Here is a 16,505-nt window from a genome sequence, read left to right as displayed (position 1 = left end):
CGCGCTGGCGAATGATCATTTACTACGCATCGGAATGAGCAGCCACCGTGCATCCTTCCGCGTGGGCACAGGATGCCTTGGCGCGGCCCGGCCCACCCTACGGTCGCCGCCAACATCGTCGTCATGCATCACCTGGCATCCGCCAGCTGTGCTATCTTTGTGGCAACTTTATTTCTGACCACAGGAATGCCAGGATGGCCCGCACCGACTTCCTCGACCGCATCCGCGTCGTCCTGACCGCGCTGGTCATCCTGCACCACGCCGCCATCATGTTCGGCGCGCCCGGCGGCTGGTACCTGACCTATCCCGCCCACGGCGTGGCGGAAAAGCTGCCGTTCGCTATGTTCGTCTCGGTTAACCAGGCCTTTTTCATGGGCTTTTTCTTTTTGCTGTCCGGTTATTTCACTGCGCTATCGTACGAGCGCAAGGGCGCCGCGCGTTTCGCCCGTGACCGCCTGCTGAGGCTGGGCATCCCGCTGCTGGTGTATGGCTTCGTGCTGGGGCCGCTCACGGTGGCGCTGGCGGACATGCGCGAAGGCGAACCTTTCCTTTCCAACTGGACGGCGATGATGGCGGCGCTGCGCTTCGAGATCGGCCCGCTGTGGTTTGCCTGGGCGCTTCTGCTGTTCAGCGCGGCCTACCTGCTGTGGCGCCGGCTGCGCGGCGGCACCGGCCTGGGCAACTGGGAACCCGGCCGGCGCACCCTGCTGCTGGCCGCCCTGGCCACCGGCGCCGCCGCTTTCCTGCTGCGCCTGCTGGTGCCGGTCGGCGAGGAGCGCCTGGGCTTGCAGGTCGGCTATTTTGCGTCCTACACCGTGCTGTTCGCAGGCGGCTGCGCCATGGCGGGCAGCCGCTGGATCGAGCGGGTCGGCCCGCAGCAGGCCGGGCGCTGGTCGCTGGCGGCGCTGCTCGTGGCGCCGCTGCTGTTCGTGTATGGAATCTACATCAGCCTGGTCCAGGGCCAGCCCTTCGAGACCGCGGGCGGCTGGACCCTGCCGGCGCTTGCCTACGCGTTCTGGGAGCCTTTTGTGGCCTGGGGCATCATCCTCGCGATGCTGACGCACTTCCGGCGCGCAGAGCATTCGTCGCCGCGCTGGCAGCCCTTGGCGCGGCAAGCGTATGCCGCCTACATCCTGCATCCGCCGCTGCTGACGGCGGCCGGCCTGCTGGTTGCGGCGCTACCGCTGCCGAACATGCTCCAGTTCGCCCTGGCCGGCGCCGTGGGCGTGGTCGCCAGCTTCCTGCTGGCGCGCCTGGCGCTCAGGCTGCCGGGAGCGGCGCGGATTCTATGACGCCGGGGGCGATGATGCCGTCCGGCGTCGGCGTCTTGTCGCGGAACTCGCACAAGTCATTGATGATGCAGTTCCAGCACTTCGGCCGGCGCGCCACGCAGGTGTAGCGCCCGTGCAGGATCAGCCAGTGGTGGGCGTCCTGCAAAAACTCCTTCGGCACGAACTTCAGCAATTTCATTTCGACTTCGTCGACGTTCTTGCCGGGCGCAATTTTGGTGCGGTTCGAGACGCGGAAGATGTGGGTGTCGACCGCCATGGTCGGCTCGCCGAACGCCGTATTCAGCACCACGTTCGCCGTCTTGCGGCCCACGCCGGGCAGGGCTTCGAGCGCCTCGCGCTGGCGCGGCACTTCGCCGCCGTGCTGCTCCACCAGGATCTGGCAGGTCGCCATCACGTTCTTGGCCTTGGTGTTGTACAGGCCGATGGTCGCGATATAGCTCTTCAGCTCGTCGATGCCGAGGTCGAGGATTTGCTGCGGCGTGTTCGCCACCGGATACAGGCGGCGCGTGGCCTTGTTCACGCCCACGTCGGTCGACTGCGCCGACAGCAGCACCGCGATCAGCAGTTCGAAGGGCGTGGTGTATTCGAGTTCGGTGGTCGGATGCGGATTGGCGGCGCGAAAGCGGGTAAAGATCTCGAGGCGTTTGGCGGGATTCATCGCTCAGTTTTTCTTCGCTCAGTTCTTGTTCGAATCGGGTGGCGTGGCATCGGGCGGCGCGGCGCGCTGGCGCGCCCTTTCCATGGCGGCGGCGATGATGGCGCGCTTGCGTTCCTTCTCGGCCAGTTCTTCCGGCGTGTTCGTGACTTCCGCCGTGACCGCGCGCATCTTCTCCAGCGCCTTGGCCGCCAGGCGCGCATCGTTTTCCTCGCGCTCGCGCTGCAGGCGCAGGGTGCGGAAATCGTGGCGTGCACGGGCGGCATCGGCCGCTTCCTGCGACCAGGCGGCCCAGCCGGTGGCTTCGGTTACCGGGACCATGCTGATGCAGTCGACCGGGCAGGGCGCCACGCACAGATCGCAGCCGGTGCACAGGCTCGGCAGGATGGTGTGCATCTGCTTGGCCGCGCCCATGATGGCGTCCACCGGGCAGGCCTGGATGCACAGGGTGCAGCCGATGCACAGGCTTTCGTCGATGAAGGCAACCGGGCGCGGGCGTTCGACGCCGTTGGCAGGGTTGATCGGAATGACCGGGTGGCCGGTGAGCGACGCCAGGCGCCGCACGCCCTCGATGCCGCCGGGCGGGCACTGGTTGATCGGCGCTTCGCCGTTCGCGATCGCCTCGGCATAGGGCCGGCAGGCCGGGTAGCCGCACTTGGTGCATTGCGTCTGCGGCAGCAGGTCTTCGATCTGGTCGGCAAGAGTCTTGGTCACGGTGATGCGGCGGCGTAAAGCCGTCATTATCCGACAAAAGCGCGGAGGGCGCGACCGGGGTTAATGTTTCGTCCAGTAAGTGGTGCAGCGTACAGAGCCCTCGCGGTCGCCATGGCTTACTGACGGTACCGGCTGCGCGTCGACGCGCGCCATCTTTTAAGGAGGAAAAAACATGAATAAACGCCTCATCGCCAAGAGCATGATCGCACTGATGCTGGCTGCCAACGCGCCTGCATTTGCCCAGAACCATGATCGCCGCGACGACCGCCGCGAGTACCGCGACGACCGGCGCGAAGACCGCCGTGATTTCCGCGACGAACGCCGTGAAGACCGCCGGGATTATCGGGATACACGCCGCGACGACCGCCGTGACCACCGCGACGCCCGCCGCGGCGCCGGCCCGCGCCACGACCTGTACCGCGGCAACCGCTTGCCGTCGAACTACAACCACCGCCAATACGTGGTCGACAACTGGCGCGCGCACCGCCTGAGCGCGCCGCCACGCGGCCATCACTGGGTGCAGGTGGGGAATGACTACGTGCTGGCGGCGATTGCCACCGGCGTCATCGCCAGCGTCTTGCTGGGTAATTGAGTGGTTGGCGCAGGCGCCAGCCCGCCGACGCGGGGGGCGTCTCTCCAGCCTGTTTATAGGAGAACGAAATGACTGAATGGATTGTCGCGCCCCTGCTGGCGACCGACCCCACCTCGCGCCCGGTGTACCGGCCCGGGGAGAGCGACGCCGCCGCCACGGCCAAGCCCGAACCTGCCGCCGACGACCGCCGCGGCGCCGACCGGCGTGAACCGCATGTCGATACCGACGACGATTTCGGGCGGGGCGAGGATCGGCGCGACAGCACAGCTTGAGCTACTTGTCGTATGGAAAAAATGCCGCGGACTTCCGCGGCATTGTTTTTGTAGGGTGGACCGGGCCGCGCCAGGCACCTGTGTCCACGCGGTCTTAACCGATGGGCATTCACGCGGCAAACCATATCGAATGGCATGCACTATCGATGGGTTAAGCATCGCATTCCCGCATGCGATGAGACAGCGTGGACACAGGTGTCCACCCTACAAGAGCAAAAAAAAATGCCGCGGGAGATCGCGGCATTTTCCTTATGGGCGTCGCGCCGTTCAGCCGTGCGCCTTGATGAACTCGCCGATCTTCGGGCAGATGATCTCGCGCCAGCGGCGGCCCGAGAAGATGCCGTAGTGGCCGGCTTTCGGCGCCACGAAGTCGAGCTTCATGTCGGCCGGGATGCCGCTGCACAGCTCGTGCGCGGCCTGGGTCTGGCCGGCGCCGGAGATGTCGTCGAGCTCGCCTTCGATGGTGAACAGGGCCACCGTCTTGATGTCCTGCGGACGGACCAGCTTGCCGCCGACTTCCCAGGTGCCCTTCGGCAGGCGGAATTCCTGGAACACGGTCTTGATGGTGTCGAGGTAGTACTCGGCCGGCATGTCGAGCACGGCATTGTATTCGTCGTAGAACTGGCGGTGGCTTTCGGCCGATTCTTCGTCGCCGCGCACCAGGTGCTGGTAGAACTCGCGGTGCGACTGGGCGTGGCGGCCCGGGTTCATGGCGATGAAACCGGCGTGCTGCAGGAAGCCCGGGTACACCTTGCGCCCAAAACCCGGGTAATTGCCCGGCACCGCGTAGATCACGGTGTTCTCGAACCACGAGAACGGCTTTTCGGTGGCCAGGTCGTTGACGGCGGTCGGCGACTTGCGCGGGTCGATCGGGCCGCCCATCATGGTCATGGTCTTCGGCAGCTTCGGATCGTTATCGGACGCCATCAGCGCGATCGCGGCCAGCACCGGCACGGTCGGCTGGCACACGGAAATCACGTGCACGTCCGGGCCCAGGGTGCGGATGAAGTCCTGGACGTAATAAATGTAGTCGTCCAGGTGGAAGGGGCCGGCGGACAACGGCACCATGCGTGCATCGACCCAATCGGTAATGTAGACGTCGTGGTCCGGCAGCAGGGCGCGCACGGTGTCGCGCAGCAGGGTGGCGTGGTGGCCCGACAGCGGGGCAACCAGCAGCACGGTCGGCTGGGCCAGTGCTTCGAAGGCCGCGTCCGGCAAATCCTTCTTGAAGTGCAGCAGCTTGCAGAATGGCTTGTCGACGGCGGTGTGTTCGATGATGCCGACCGCTTCGCCTTTAATGGTGGTGGTGTCGATGCCGAAGGCCGGTTTTTCGTAGTCCTTGCCCAACCGGTACATCAGCTCGTAGCCGGCGGCGATACGTTGGGAGAAGGGGGTGTGGGCAAACGGAGAAACCGGGTTCGAGAACAACTTCGAGGACGCATCCGCCCATTGCATCAGCGGGGTCAGGAAGGAGCGTTGCATCTCGTGCAATTGGTAGAGCATAGTAATCCTTCTTCGGTGAAGCATTCGCTGCGCCGGGACGCCCAATGACGCCTGCCGTGCGCGAATTTTGATCAAATCATTATAGGGTCAAATGATTGGCGGGTGGAAATTTCCCGCACCCTCGTGCGAATTTGATCTGTGCTTAGAAGGTTTATAGCACCGTTTTTCATAGGTCGTCGGTGATGCGCCACACATAAAAACAAATGCCCCGGCTAAGCGGGGCATTGTCGTTTTTGCGTAACTGAACCGAAAATCTTAGTCGAACACCGGGGTCTCGACGCCGAGGATCTTGTGCAGTTTCGGCGAGGTGGTGGTGTACTGCATGTGGATCTTCTTGTCCGGGAAGATGTACGGCGCAGCGCCGAAGGCGGCCAGCGCGGCTTCGTGGAAGCCCGACAGGATCAGCTTCTTCTTGCCCGGGTAGGTGTTGATGTCACCCACGGCGAAGATGCCCGGCACGTTGGTTTCGAACTTCTCGGTGTCCACGACCTTCAGCTGCTTGCGCTCGATGTCCAGGCCCCATTCGGCGATCGGGCCGAGCTTTGGCGACAGGCCGAAGAAGACCATCAGCATGTCGAGCGGCACGCGGCGGGTGACGCCGTCGGCGCCGGTGACCTTCACTTCGCTCAGCTGGCCGTCTTTTTCGTCGTAGCCGGTGACCTGGCCGGTGATCAGCTGCATCTCGTACTCTTCGCACAGCTGTTTCATCTTGGCGACCGATGCCGGCGCGGCGCGGAAGTCTTCGCGGCGGTGCACCAGCACGACCGACTCGGCCTTGCCGACGAAGTTCAGGGCCCAGTCCAGGGCGGAGTCGCCGCCGCCGCAGATGACGATGTTCTTGCCTTCGAAGATGCTCGGGTCCTTGACGCGGTAGTGCAGCTGCGTGTTCTCGAACTTCTCGATGCCCTCGACCTTGATCGTGCGCGCCTGGAACGAACCGACGCCGGCGGCGATGAAGATGGTCTTGGTGATGAACTGGGTGCCGGTCGAGGTTTCGACGTTGAAGCGGCCGTCTTCGCGGCGCTGCACAGTGGTCACTTCCTGGCCCAGGTGGAAGGTCGGCTCGAACGGCTCGATCTGCTTGAGCAGGTTGTCCGTCAGTTCCTGGCCGGTGCACACGGGCACGGCAGGGATGTCGTAGATCGGCTTGTCCGGGTACAGTTCCACGCACTGGCCGCCGACGGCCGGCAGCGAATCGATGACGTGGGCCTTGATCTCGAGCAGGCCGAGTTCGAAGACCTGGAACAGGCCGACCGGGCCTGCGCCGATGATGACGGCGTCGGCGTCGATGGCGCCGGCGAACGAGCTGTTGGGGGCGATGCTGCCCGCATCGTGGGTGGCACTGATAGTCATGCGCAATGGTCCTGTTGATTTTGTAAAAGAGGGGGCGGTGACGCGATGGCCGCTAGTGTGCCATGGATGACGCGAGCCTGCCGGAGACGAGCGAAAACAGCGTGCGGCGACGGCGGCCCGAAACAGCCGGCGCGTCACCGCTGTGCGGGTTTTCAGCGAGCCAGCTGGTCCAGCTTGTTCGTGACGTCTTTCCACTCTTCGGCGTCGGGGAGCGCCGGCTTGGTCTTGGTGATCGACGGCCAGAAGCGCGACAGATCGGCATTGATCTTGATGAATTGCTGCTGGTCGCCCGGCACGTCTTCCTCGGCATAGATCGCATTGACCGGGCACTCGGCCACGCACACGGCGCAGTCGATGCACTCGTCGGGGTCAATCGCGAGGAAATTCGGGCCTTCCCGGAAACAATCGACCGGGCATACATCGACGCAGTCGGTATACCGGCAGCGGATGCACGATTCGGTGACAACGTGGGTCATAACAGTCCTATCTATGGTGGGGTGACGCAGCGTTAGCGCGCAGGAGGGAGCCGCCAACTGGCAAAGCACTGTATTTTAGGGCAATTCGAGTTTTCCTACAAATTAGGTTTAGACACAATATACATAAGCAAATGTGTTGCCCGTGCTTGGGTTTGGCGTGGAAATGATGGCTGCGTGCCAGTTCCACAGCCGTGTTCTCTGCGGCAGCGGGGGATATCGTAGGGTGGGCACCCCGTGCCCACGCGGAACGTGGCACCGTGTTGGCTTGGCCAGGATGGCAGATGATGCATCAAGGCGGCATCTCGAATGATCATTTGGACGCGCCAACCGGGGTCGTGGTGTTCGGTGCAAAGCCCGCCAACATATTCATATTTCCGCGTGGGCACGGAGTGCCCACCTTACGGTCGACTTCGGCGGTAGGGTGGACGGGTTCCCCGTCCACGCGTTCAACGCACGGTGGCGCCTCGACACTCATTCATGACGCCCCCTGCAATCGCGCCAGCAACGCCGGCCACCCCGTCGCCCCCAGCGACCCATCGTCCGCTAGCACCACGGTATGCGTGCGCCCCGCGTCCTCCACCGTGATCTCCCAGCGCGGAATATCCGCCCCCACGGTGCACGTCGGCGCCGCTCCAAAGAAATCCACCTGCCGCAGCAGCGCCTCGACCGACCCGCCGTCGGCGCGGCAGGCCGTGTCGAGTTCGAAGCACTGCCCGCCGCCGGCAAAGCCGCCTTCCTGTTTCGCCGTGATCTTCATGATGTGCTTGCCGTGCCGTCGTCCAGCACCGGCTCTTCGCCCGCCGGGCCATTGCGTCCGCGGTCGGCGCACCAGCGCGCCAGGGCCTGGGCCTCGGCATCGAGCAGGCGTTCGATGTTGTAGTACTCGGCCAGGTTCATGGTGCCGCAGCAGGCGCGCCGGTCCTGCTGGGCACCCGGGACGTCGCACACGCCGGCCGCCAGGCGCACGTGCACGCGGCAGGCTGGGGCCATGGGCTTGCCGGGCAGTTTGGCGTCCATCGGCGGTACGCCATCGGGCATTGGCGTCGGCGCTTCGGATTCTCCGGCCGGCACCTCAGTGGCCGCATCACCGGCCGCATCGTTGGCAACCTCGGGCCCGCCCACCACTTCGCGCACCGTGAATTGCTGGCGGATCGAGGCCATGTAGCCTTCCGGTTTGCCGTCTTCGAGTGCCAGGCGCAGCATCTCATTGACCACGTCGGCATAGGTGGCGGCGATGTCGGGCGCGGCGATCAGCGCACGCAGCACCAGCCCGCGCAGATACGACGCCACCTGGTGCAGCACGGCGGCATCGTCTTCCAGCGCCGGGTTGCGTTCCAGCGCGAACAGATCGGCCAGGATGTCATAGACGCCGCCGGTGAACACCTGGGAAATCGCATGCACCTGGGTGCCGGCCTGGGACAGGGTCAGGTCGTTGTCGGCATTCCTCAGGCCCGTGGTGCTGCCGAGCGCCAGGCCGAACTGCTCGGCGATGTCGGCCAGGAAGGTCTTGTCGTGCAATCGCGCCTTGGTCTGGGCCACCACCGCTTCGCACTGGTCGAGCTGGGCCAGGGCCAGGAAGATCGCCGTCAGGTCGCCGAAGGACTCGTGCAGGCCGCCGGTCTGCGGCGGGGCGTCCGCCAGCAGCCAGTAGGGCTTCAGGCCATCGAGCACGGCGTGGCCGGTCTCGTGGGCCACGATGTCGAACGAGCGGCAGGTGAACACGCGCTCGCTTTGCCCGCTCGGCACGAAGTCGCCGAACTTCAGGCAGTTCTGGGTGCGGCTGTAGAAGGCGTTCATCACGTTCGGCAAGCCGTAGGGGAAGACTTGCAGCGGCGCCGTGTCGATGCTGCTGTTCCACTGCCAGGGCAGCGGCATCTCGGCGCCGCTGGAAGACAGCGAGCGCTGGTACATGGTCAGCGTCTGGCGCACCACGGCAAAGGTGTGGACGGCGTCGAACTGCGGTGTGTCGGGCATGGTGACGAAGTCGCCAAAGGCGTTCGGCTCGACCGCGTCGATGCCCGGCATGCCGCTGGCGATGCGCGCATCGCGCGGGCCCGCCAGCACGATGCCGGGCAGGAAGGCTTTGCGCGTGCCCATGTCCAGCACCGACGGGTCCTGCTTCCACATCAGCACGCGCGCACCGAAGGCGTAGGGCAGGGGCACCTCGGACGCCGGCTCGCCGGCGCCGCGCGGGGCGCCGGGCTGGTCCAGCAGCTGCGCCGCCTTGCGGTGCTGGCGGTAGGCCGCGCTGGGCGTGGGAATGAAGGCGACCGGAGGCTGGTCGCGTTCGGTCGTGACTGGGTCGTCCGGCAACAGGGCGCGTTGTTCCATGGTGATTCCTCGTGTGGTTGCGTTAGCTCAGTCGATAGTCGGCCCCTGCCGGGTTTCGGTCTTGACTAAGATCAATTGCATAGCGGACTGGCACGACCGCGATGCAACTGGCATCATGGCGGGCTGTTGCGTTTATATGAGGAAGGAAATCGGATGGCCGACATTCACATCGTCCAGGAACACAGCCTGAGCCCGGAAAAGGCGCGCGCGGCGGCGCAGCAGGTGGCGGACAAGGTCGCGGCCGAGTTCGGCATGCAGTGCCGTTGGGACGGCGACGTGTTGCGCTTCGAGCGTAGCGGCGTAGAGGGTGCCCTGACCCTGGAAGAACAGCGCGCGGCGCTGCGGATCAAGCTGGGCTTCCTGATGAGCGCCTTCGGTCCGGCGATCGAAGCCAAGGTGAGCGACAAGATGCGCAAGGTGTTTGCGGCGGCCTGAGCGGCCCTTGTGGTGATGGCGCCCTGGCTGTGCAGGGCGCCGGCGGAACGTGAAGGATCAGCCCTTCAGTTCCTCGATCAGGTCGATGTACTGCTGCATCGCGTCTTCCTGCGAGGTGCCCTTCAGGCCGTCCCAGGCGTCGAACTTGGCGCGGCCGACCATGTCGGTGAAGCCCGGACGCTCGCCGGTGGCGTCGCCGCTCGACGCCTGCTTGAACAGCGCGTAGATCTTCAGCAGGGTCATGTTGTCCGGACGCTCCGGCAGGTTCTTCGAATCGGCCTGGGCCTGGGCGAACTGGTCTTGCAAGCTCATAAAAACTCCTGTTGTCTGGATTGCTGGATGGTGCATTGCCTGAACGGCAAGGCGCGCGGCCATCTTAGCGTAACAGGTGGCAATGTACGTGCTTCTGGCGGGAATTTTAGAGGGGATGCTCAGGGGTAGGGTGGGTTCTCGAACCCACCCTACAAAAACAGCCATGCGTAGGGTGGGTTCTCGAACCCACCATTGCATTACACAGCCAGCAGCTCGACGTCGAAGATCAGCGTCGCGTTCGGCGGAATCACGCCGCCGGCGCCGCGGGCGCCGTAGCCCAGGCTGGCCGGGATGGTCAGGCGGCGCGCACCGCCGACCTTCATGCCCTGCACGCCTTCGTCCCAGCCGCGGATCACGTGGCCGGCGCCCAGCGGGAACTGGAACGGGTCGTTGCGGTCCTTGCTCGAATCGAACTTGGCGCCGGTGCTGCCGTCGTCGTTGCGCAGCCAGCCGGTGTAGTGGACGGTGACGTAAGCGCCGGCTTTCGCTTCGGCGCCTTCGCCGACGACGGTGTCTTCGTATTGCAGGCCGGAAGCGGTGGTGGTAGTGGACATGGTTTTCCTTCAGTGTTCAAGTTGAGCGGCGATTGTAGTGCATGACCAGCCGAAGCGCCATCGAGCGCCAGCCGTGCAGCGGCCTGGGCTGGCCGATTCTGTCTACAATACGCTTTTGACACGGGGAGCCACATGGACACGACCGCACGCCTTCTCCGCACGCCACGGAGCCCAGCTTGAAGGGCATCGCCACCGCCTGGGGCCGCGCCCTGCGCGCGCAGTTCTCGCGGCGCATGATCCTGCTGTCGCTGGTGCCGCTGCTATTGTCGCTGCTGGTCTGGGGCGGTCTGCTGTGGCTCGGCCTGCAGCCCTTCCTCGACTGGCTGCATGGCGTGTTCCAGGAATACGGCTGGTTCCAGTCGGGCGGCGGCATGCTGTCCTCGCTCGGCCTGGGCGCCTTGACGGTGCTGGTGGTGCCGCTGATGGCCATCATCCTGCTGCTGCCGCTGATGATTGCCAGTGCGCTGCTGTTCATGGGCATCGTCGCGATGCCGGCCATCGAGCGCTACGTCGGCCGGCGCCAGTTCCCGCAGCTCGAGCAAAAGGAGGGCGGCAGCTTCGCCGGCAGCGTCTGGATGAACCTGACCAGCGTGATCGTGTTCGCCGGCCTGTGGCTGATGACGGTGCCCCTGTACGCGGTGCCGCCGGTGGCGGTGCTGGTGCAGGCCGCGCTGTGGGGCTGGGTGACTTCGCGCGTGATGAGCTACGACGCCCTGGCCGCCCACGCCAGCACGGAAGAACGCCAGGCCCTGATGCGTGCGCAGCGCTGGCCGCTGCTGGCGATCGGCATGGTCTCCGGCGTGCTCGGCGCCATGCCAGGGATTGCCTGGATGGGCGGCGCGGTGCTGTCGGTGGTGCTGTTCCCCTTCCTGGCGATCCTGTCGGCCTGGCTGTACGTGCTGATCTTCCTGTTCACCGGGCTGTGGTTCCAGTACTACTGCTTGCAGACACTGGAAAACATGCGCGCGGCAAATGCGACGGCCCAGACCGCTGCCTGAAAAAGCAGTCAATCCATTTAAGAAACAAGGTCTTGTAGGAAAGTAATACCGATGCTTGTAGGCATTAATGCCGTCTCAATAACTCTGCCGTTGTTTTTTTGCGAAAATAATCTGGGCAGGTCAAATTTGTTGAACAGCGCTACATGGAAGACCTGTTGGTGTGGTGGAATGATGGCTGTGGCGTGCTGATTTTCGGGTAAAGAACAGCTGCCAGACACGAACTAATAATGACTCCGATCACTCGAACAGACCCGCAGCAAGGATGGCGAGCAGGTTGTTGGCGTATCGGGGCACAATGATTCAAACCGGTTGAGCCATCATGGAAAGTACACGCCGTTTCAAACGGCCACGTAATGTGTTTCGCGCCGTGCGCATCCTGCGCGGGCGCCCGGACAGCGGCAGTGCCGCGCCTGCCATGGCTGCCGATGCAGCCGAGCAGGATGCACCGCTGTACGAAAGTTATCCGCACCTGTCGCTGGTCACCGACCCCAAGCAGGACGACATCCCCGACGACGCCGGCGAGCCGGAAAGCGAAGGCGAGCCGCCGAAAGGGCGCGGCTATACCAAACGCATCCTGCTCGGCCTGGTGCTGGTCGTGGTGGCCGCCGGCGCCGCCTACGCGGTGTACGAGACCCGCACCTCCACGCTGCAGGCGAAGATCTTCGCCGGCATGATGAAGGAAGTCAGCTTCCGCATGGAAAAGGGCCCGAGCAACGCGATCCGCTTCCCGGCCGACAGCCCCTACGACGCCCGCCTCGGTTATTCCCATTTGCCGGCCTTCCTGAGCAAGCTGCAGACGCGCGACTACGCCGTCGACGCCCAGGCGCGCATGTCGCCGAAGATGCTGGAACTGGCCGACCGCGGCTTGTTCGCCGCCTACCGCGAAAAGACCCGTGCCGGCCTCGAGATCCTCGATTGCCGCAGCCAGCCGCTGTTCGGCTCGCAGTTCCCCGAGCGCCAGTACGCGCGCTTCGACGACGCGCCGCAACTGCTGGTGCAAAGCCTGCTGTTCATCGAGAACCGCGAGCTGCTGGATCCGGCCTACCCGAAACGCAATCCGGCCGTCGAATGGGACCGCTTCTCGAAAGCGGTGTTCGACAAGACCCTGCACTCGGTCGGCCTGGGCAGCGGCAGCCGCGTGGCCGGCGGTTCCACCCTCGCCACCCAGATCGAAAAATACCGCCACTCGCCGGAAGGGCGCACCGCCTCGCTCGAAGATAAACTCATCCAGATGGCCTCGGCCACGCTGCGCGCCTACCAGGACGGCGAAGACACCACCGGCCACCGGCGCCAGATCGTGCTCGACTACCTGAACACGGTGCCGCTGTCGGCGAAAGTCGGCTACGGCGAAGTGAACGGCATCGGCGACGGCATGTGGGTCTGGTACGGCCGCGATTTCAACAAGGTCACCGCCGCGCTGAAGGGCGGCATGGACAATCCCGACGCCGTGCTGGCCTACAAGGAAGCGCTGTCGCTGATGATCGCGCAGCGCCGACCGGCCTATTATTTGGGCGCCGGCGAAGCCGACCTGGAAACGCTGACCAACAGCCACCTGCGCGTGCTGGCCCAGGCCGGCGTGATCACGCCGCAGCTGCGCGACGCCGCGCTGGCCGTGAAACTGCATCCGGCCCTCGGTTCGGGCGTGGAAGCGCCGCCGGCGAACGCTTTCGTGTCGCGCAAGGCCTCGAACGCGGTGCGCAACCACCTCGGCTACCTGCTGGGCGAGCCGCGCCTGTACAACCTGGATCGCCTGGATTTGTCGGTGGTCTCGACCCTGGACGCCCAAGCCCAGCAGGCCGTGACGGCCGCGCTGCGCCAGCTGACCAGCGCCGAATCCGCGCAGGCCGCCGGCCTCACCGGCAAGGGCATGCTCGGCAACGGCGACCCGGCGCAAGTGGTGTACAGCTTCACGCTGATGGAGCGTGGCGACAACGTGAACTACCTGCGCGTGCAGACCGATAACTACGACCAGCCGCTCGACATCAACGAGCAGGCCAAGCTCGACCTGGGTTCGACGGCCAAGCTGCGCACGCTGGTGACTTACCTCGACATCATCGACCAGCTGCACCGCCGCTACGAGCCGATGGACCCGAAGGCGCTGCGCGAAACCCGCATCGATCCGAAGGACCGCCTGAGCCAGTGGGCCGTCGATTACTTCCTGGCGCTGCCGGCGAACGCCGACCGCGGCCTGGCGCCGATGCTCAGCGCCGCCATGAACCGCACCTATTCCGGCAACCCGGGCGAGGGCTTCTTCACCGGCGGCGGCCTGCATTACTTCGGCAACTTCAGCAAGCTCGATAACAGCAAGATCATGACGGTGCAGCACGCGCTGCAGCAGTCGACCAACCTGGTGTTCGTGCGCCTGATGCGCGACGTGGTGCGCTACTACATGTTCCAGCTGCCGGGTTCCTCGGCGGCCCTGCTGGCCGACGCCGACGACCCGCGCCGCGCCGGCTACCTGGCGCGCTTCGCCGACAACGAGGGCAAGGTCTTCCTGGCCAAGTTCTGGAACAAGTACAAGGGCAAGACCCCGGACGAAGCGCAGGCGCTGCTGTTTGCCGGCGTGCGTCCGCTCGCCTCGAAGCTCTCTGCCGCGCACCGCACCATCGCCCCGAACGCGACCCTGCAGCAGTTCGGCGCCTTCATCAACGACACGTTGCCGAGCAACGAGGTCGACCAGGAGCGCATCGAGAAGCTGTACGACCAGTATGCGCCGCAGAACATGTCGCTGGCCGACCGCGGCTATGTCGCCTCGGTGCACCCGCTGGAACTCTGGCTGGTCGGCTACCTGCGCGACCATCCAAAGGCCGGCTGGAGCGAAGTGGTGGGCGCCAGCACCAAGGAGCGCCAGGAGGTGTACTCGTGGCTGTTCAAGACCAGCCGCAAGAATGCCCAGGACAAGCGTATCGCCGGCCTGATCGAGGTCGAGGCCTTCCTGAAAATCCACGCGCAGTGGAAGAAGATGGGCTACCCTTTCGATTCGCTGGTGCCCTCGTATGCGACCACGCTCGGCGCGTCGGCCGACCGTCCGGCCGCGCTGGCCGAGCTAATGGGCATTATCGTGAACGGCGGCGTGCGCAAACCGGTGGAGCGCATCGACTCGCTGCACTTCGCCAAGAACACGCCCTACGAGACCCTGGTCAAGCGCGCCAACAAGGTCGAGCAGGAAGTGGTGCTGGCGCCGGAAGTCGCGCGCGCCGTGGCCGATGCGATCCGCGGCGTGGTGTCGGAAGGCACCGCCAAGCGCGCCAAGACCGCCTTCACCACGTCCGAGGGCAACGTGATCGCCGTGGGCGGCAAGACCGGTACCGGCGACCAGCGCTTCGACGTGTATGCACGCGGCGGGCGCCTGATCGAGTCGCGCTACGTGAACCGTTCGGCCACCTTCGTCTTCAACATCGGCGAGCGCTTCTTCGGTTCCATGACCGCCTACGTGCACGGCCCGCAGTCCGAGAACTACGACTTCACCAGCGCGCTGCCGGTGCAGCTCCTGGTGACGCTGGCGCCGAGCCTGATGCCGATGATCGAACCGCCCCAGGGCAGCGTGGCCGCACAGACGCAGTGCGTGCGTTGAGAGGGGCGAGCGCAGCCGAACGTGCGCGCCGGGCCAGCCGGCGCGCCGTCTCCACCATCCGCAGCTTCAGTCTGATTTCGCTGCGCGATTTGCTGGTCGCGTCCGGGCCGACGATCGTGCTGGTCGCCGTGGCCTGTTTCATCGCCTGGCTGGTGGTCGATCCGGCGCCGCCGCGTTCGGTGCGCCTGGCCACCGGACAGGAAAACTCCGCCTACGAAACCTTCGGCAAGCGCTATGCGCAGGAGCTGGAGCGCGACGACATCGCGGTCACGGTGCAGCCCTCGCTCGGCTCGAAGGAAAACCTGGAACGCCTGCAGCGCGGCGAAGCCGATATCGCCTTCGTGCAAAGCGGCTCCACGAGCGAACAAGAAGCCGCCGGCCTGGGCCTGGCCTCGCTCGGCAGTCTGTTCACCGAGCCGGTCTGGCTGTTCCTGCGCGAGGACGTGAAAGCCACCAATCTCACGGCCTTGCGTGGACTGCGCATCAACCTGGGGCCGGAAGGCACGGGCGTGCCGAACCTGTTCCGGCAAATCCTGGCGGTGAACGGCGTCGAGCCGAAGGAGTTGAGCATCGGCGCGCTGGAAAACACGCCGGCCACCGTCGAACTGCTGGCCGGCCGCATCGACGGCCTGGTGTTCAGCTCCGCGCCGGAAGCGCCGCTGATCCAGATGCTGCTGCAAACGCCGGGCATCCGCCTGTTCAACTTCAGCCAGGCCGAGGCCTATACGCGGCGCCTGCCTTTCCTCACCCACGTGACCCTGCCGCGCGGGATCGTCGATCTGGGACGCGACATCCCGGCCCAGGACTACCACCTGATCGCGCCGACGGCCACACTGGTGGCGCGCGAAGACCTGCATCCGGCCCTGGTCGACTTGTTCGTGAAGGCGGCCGGCGGCATCCACGGCGGGGCAGGGTGGTTCCAGCAGCAGGGCCAGTTCCCGTCGCCGAAGTACACCGAGATTCCGGTGGCGCAGGAAGCGGCGAAGTATTACCGCGACGGGCCGCCGCTCTTGCAGCGCTACATGAGCTTCTGGCTGGCGAATCTGTTCGACCGCCTGTGGGTCGTGGTGGTGGCGCTGGCCGCCCTCGTCATTCCGCTGTCGAAGATCGTGCCGCCACTGTACGTGTGGCGGGTGCGCTCGCGCGTGTACCGCTGGTACGGCGAACTGCGCGCGGTCGAGCAGGCGCTGGAAGGGGTGACGACGGGCATGCCCGAAAGCCAGCGCAAAGACCGCGTCCGTGCAGACCTGGTGCGCCGCCTGGACGACATCGAGACGCGCGTGAACCACATCTCGATTCCGCTCGCGTATGCGGACGAGTTGTACCGCTTGCGCAGCCACATCGACTTCGTGCGCGAGCGGGTGCAGACAACGCTGGATGGCGAGCCTGGCGCGCTGGCAAAGTAACAAGAAGGCGGCGAATCGGATTACACTGGCGGGCTTCG

The 16,505-nt window shown here is 65.3% G+C and carries 16 protein-coding genes; 7 read left to right on the top strand and 9 right to left on the bottom strand.

Annotated elements, in window-relative coordinates; all coding sequences use genetic code 11:
- Positions 1 to 194: 194 nt before the first annotated feature.
- A complete protein-coding gene (locus LK540_RS13755) occupies positions 195 to 1,292 on the top strand; it encodes an acyltransferase (RefSeq protein ID WP_229437863.1) in 1,098 nt (365 codons plus the stop codon).
- Here LK540_RS13755 and nth read toward each other — a convergent pair.
- Both nth and rsxB read right to left on the bottom strand, forming a co-directional pair.
- On the bottom strand, positions 1,261 to 1,950 hold the full coding sequence (gene nth / locus LK540_RS13750; protein WP_229437862.1) for an endonuclease III: 690 nt from the start codon (positions 1,948 to 1,950) through the stop codon (positions 1,261 to 1,263). The genes LK540_RS13755 and nth overlap by 32 nt on opposite strands.
- Before the next feature lie 18 nt (positions 1,951 to 1,968).
- A complete protein-coding gene (gene rsxB / locus LK540_RS13745) occupies positions 1,969 to 2,688 on the bottom strand; it encodes an electron transport complex subunit RsxB (RefSeq protein ID WP_229437861.1) in 720 nt (239 codons plus the stop codon).
- Positions 2,689 to 2,833: 145 nt separating this feature from the next.
- On the opposite strand from rsxB, the gene LK540_RS13740 reads away from it, so the two are divergent.
- Both LK540_RS13740 and LK540_RS13735 read left to right on the top strand, forming a co-directional pair.
- Positions 2,834 to 3,253 carry an RcnB family protein gene (locus LK540_RS13740; RefSeq protein ID WP_229437860.1) on the top strand — a complete coding sequence of 140 codons (420 nt, stop codon included), beginning with the start codon at positions 2,834 to 2,836 and terminating at the stop codon, positions 3,251 to 3,253.
- 68 nt (positions 3,254 to 3,321) lie between these two features.
- On the top strand, positions 3,322 to 3,525 hold the full coding sequence (locus tag LK540_RS13735) for a hypothetical protein (protein ID WP_229437859.1): 204 nt from the start codon (positions 3,322 to 3,324) through the stop codon (positions 3,523 to 3,525).
- Between the two features lie 267 nt (positions 3,526 to 3,792).
- On the opposite strand, the gene LK540_RS13730 is transcribed toward LK540_RS13735, so the two are convergent.
- The 5 genes from LK540_RS13730 to LK540_RS13710 form a co-directional block, all read right to left on the bottom strand.
- Complete coding sequence (locus tag LK540_RS13730; protein ID WP_229437858.1) at positions 3,793 to 5,028, bottom strand: polyhydroxyalkanoate depolymerase; 1,236 nt, start codon at positions 5,026 to 5,028, stop codon at positions 3,793 to 3,795.
- A 255-nt stretch (positions 5,029 to 5,283) separates the two neighbouring features.
- The gene (locus LK540_RS13725) at positions 5,284 to 6,381 is read right to left on the bottom strand and encodes an NAD(P)/FAD-dependent oxidoreductase (protein ID WP_229437857.1); all 1,098 of its coding nucleotides are present in this window, start codon (positions 6,379 to 6,381) and stop codon (positions 5,284 to 5,286) included.
- 152 nt (positions 6,382 to 6,533) lie between these two features.
- On the bottom strand, positions 6,534 to 6,857 hold the full coding sequence (gene fdxA / locus LK540_RS13720; RefSeq protein WP_229437856.1) for a ferredoxin FdxA: 324 nt from the start codon (positions 6,855 to 6,857) through the stop codon (positions 6,534 to 6,536).
- A gap of 475 nt (positions 6,858 to 7,332) precedes the next feature.
- Positions 7,333 to 7,614: a protealysin inhibitor emfourin gene (locus LK540_RS13715; RefSeq protein ID WP_229437855.1), complete on the bottom strand. Its 282-nt coding sequence runs from the start codon at positions 7,612 to 7,614 to the stop codon at positions 7,333 to 7,335.
- Entirely contained in the window at positions 7,611 to 9,188 is a 1,578-nt protein-coding gene (locus LK540_RS13710) for a hypothetical protein (RefSeq protein WP_229437854.1), read from the bottom strand. The genes LK540_RS13715 and LK540_RS13710 overlap by 4 nt, the downstream gene beginning before the upstream one ends.
- Before the next feature lie 153 nt (positions 9,189 to 9,341).
- Here LK540_RS13710 and LK540_RS13705 point away from each other — a divergent pair, with 153 nt between their 5' ends.
- A complete protein-coding gene (locus tag LK540_RS13705; protein ID WP_229437853.1) occupies positions 9,342 to 9,623 on the top strand; it encodes a polyhydroxyalkanoic acid system family protein in 282 nt (93 codons plus the stop codon).
- Between the two features lie 57 nt (positions 9,624 to 9,680).
- On the opposite strand, the gene LK540_RS13700 is transcribed toward LK540_RS13705, so the two are convergent.
- Together LK540_RS13700 and LK540_RS13695 are read right to left on the bottom strand one after the other, a co-directional pair.
- Entirely contained in the window at positions 9,681 to 9,935 is a 255-nt protein-coding gene (locus tag LK540_RS13700; RefSeq protein WP_229437852.1) for an acyl-CoA-binding protein, read from the bottom strand.
- A 197-nt stretch (positions 9,936 to 10,132) separates the two neighbouring features.
- Positions 10,133 to 10,489 carry an FKBP-type peptidyl-prolyl cis-trans isomerase gene (locus tag LK540_RS13695; RefSeq protein WP_229437851.1) on the bottom strand — a complete coding sequence of 119 codons (357 nt, stop codon included), beginning with the start codon at positions 10,487 to 10,489 and terminating at the stop codon, positions 10,133 to 10,135.
- 176 nt (positions 10,490 to 10,665) lie between these two features.
- Between LK540_RS13695 and LK540_RS13690 the strand changes: the two genes are divergently transcribed.
- The 3 genes from LK540_RS13690 (at position 10,666) to LK540_RS13680 (ending at position 16,467) form a co-directional block, all read left to right on the top strand.
- Positions 10,666 to 11,487 (top strand): EI24 domain-containing protein, encoded by an 822-nt coding sequence (locus LK540_RS13690; RefSeq protein ID WP_229437850.1) that lies wholly within the window; start codon positions 10,666 to 10,668, stop codon positions 11,485 to 11,487.
- Between the two features lie 319 nt (positions 11,488 to 11,806).
- Positions 11,807 to 15,061, top strand: coding sequence for a transglycosylase domain-containing protein (locus LK540_RS13685; RefSeq protein ID WP_229437849.1), 3,255 nt, complete (start codon positions 11,807 to 11,809; stop codon positions 15,059 to 15,061).
- Positions 15,058 to 16,467 (top strand): TAXI family TRAP transporter solute-binding subunit, encoded by a 1,410-nt coding sequence (locus LK540_RS13680; RefSeq protein WP_229438045.1) that lies wholly within the window; start codon positions 15,058 to 15,060, stop codon positions 16,465 to 16,467. The genes LK540_RS13685 and LK540_RS13680 overlap by 4 nt, the downstream gene beginning before the upstream one ends.
- Positions 16,468 to 16,505: the final 38 nt, after the last annotated feature.

This window comes from Massilia sp. IC2-278, assembly GCF_020708045.1.
Classification (GTDB): Bacteria; Pseudomonadota; Gammaproteobacteria; order Burkholderiales; family Burkholderiaceae_D; genus Telluria.
The sequence above is the reverse complement of the archived record's forward strand: the minus strand, read 5'-3'. Positions and strand labels throughout refer to the sequence as shown.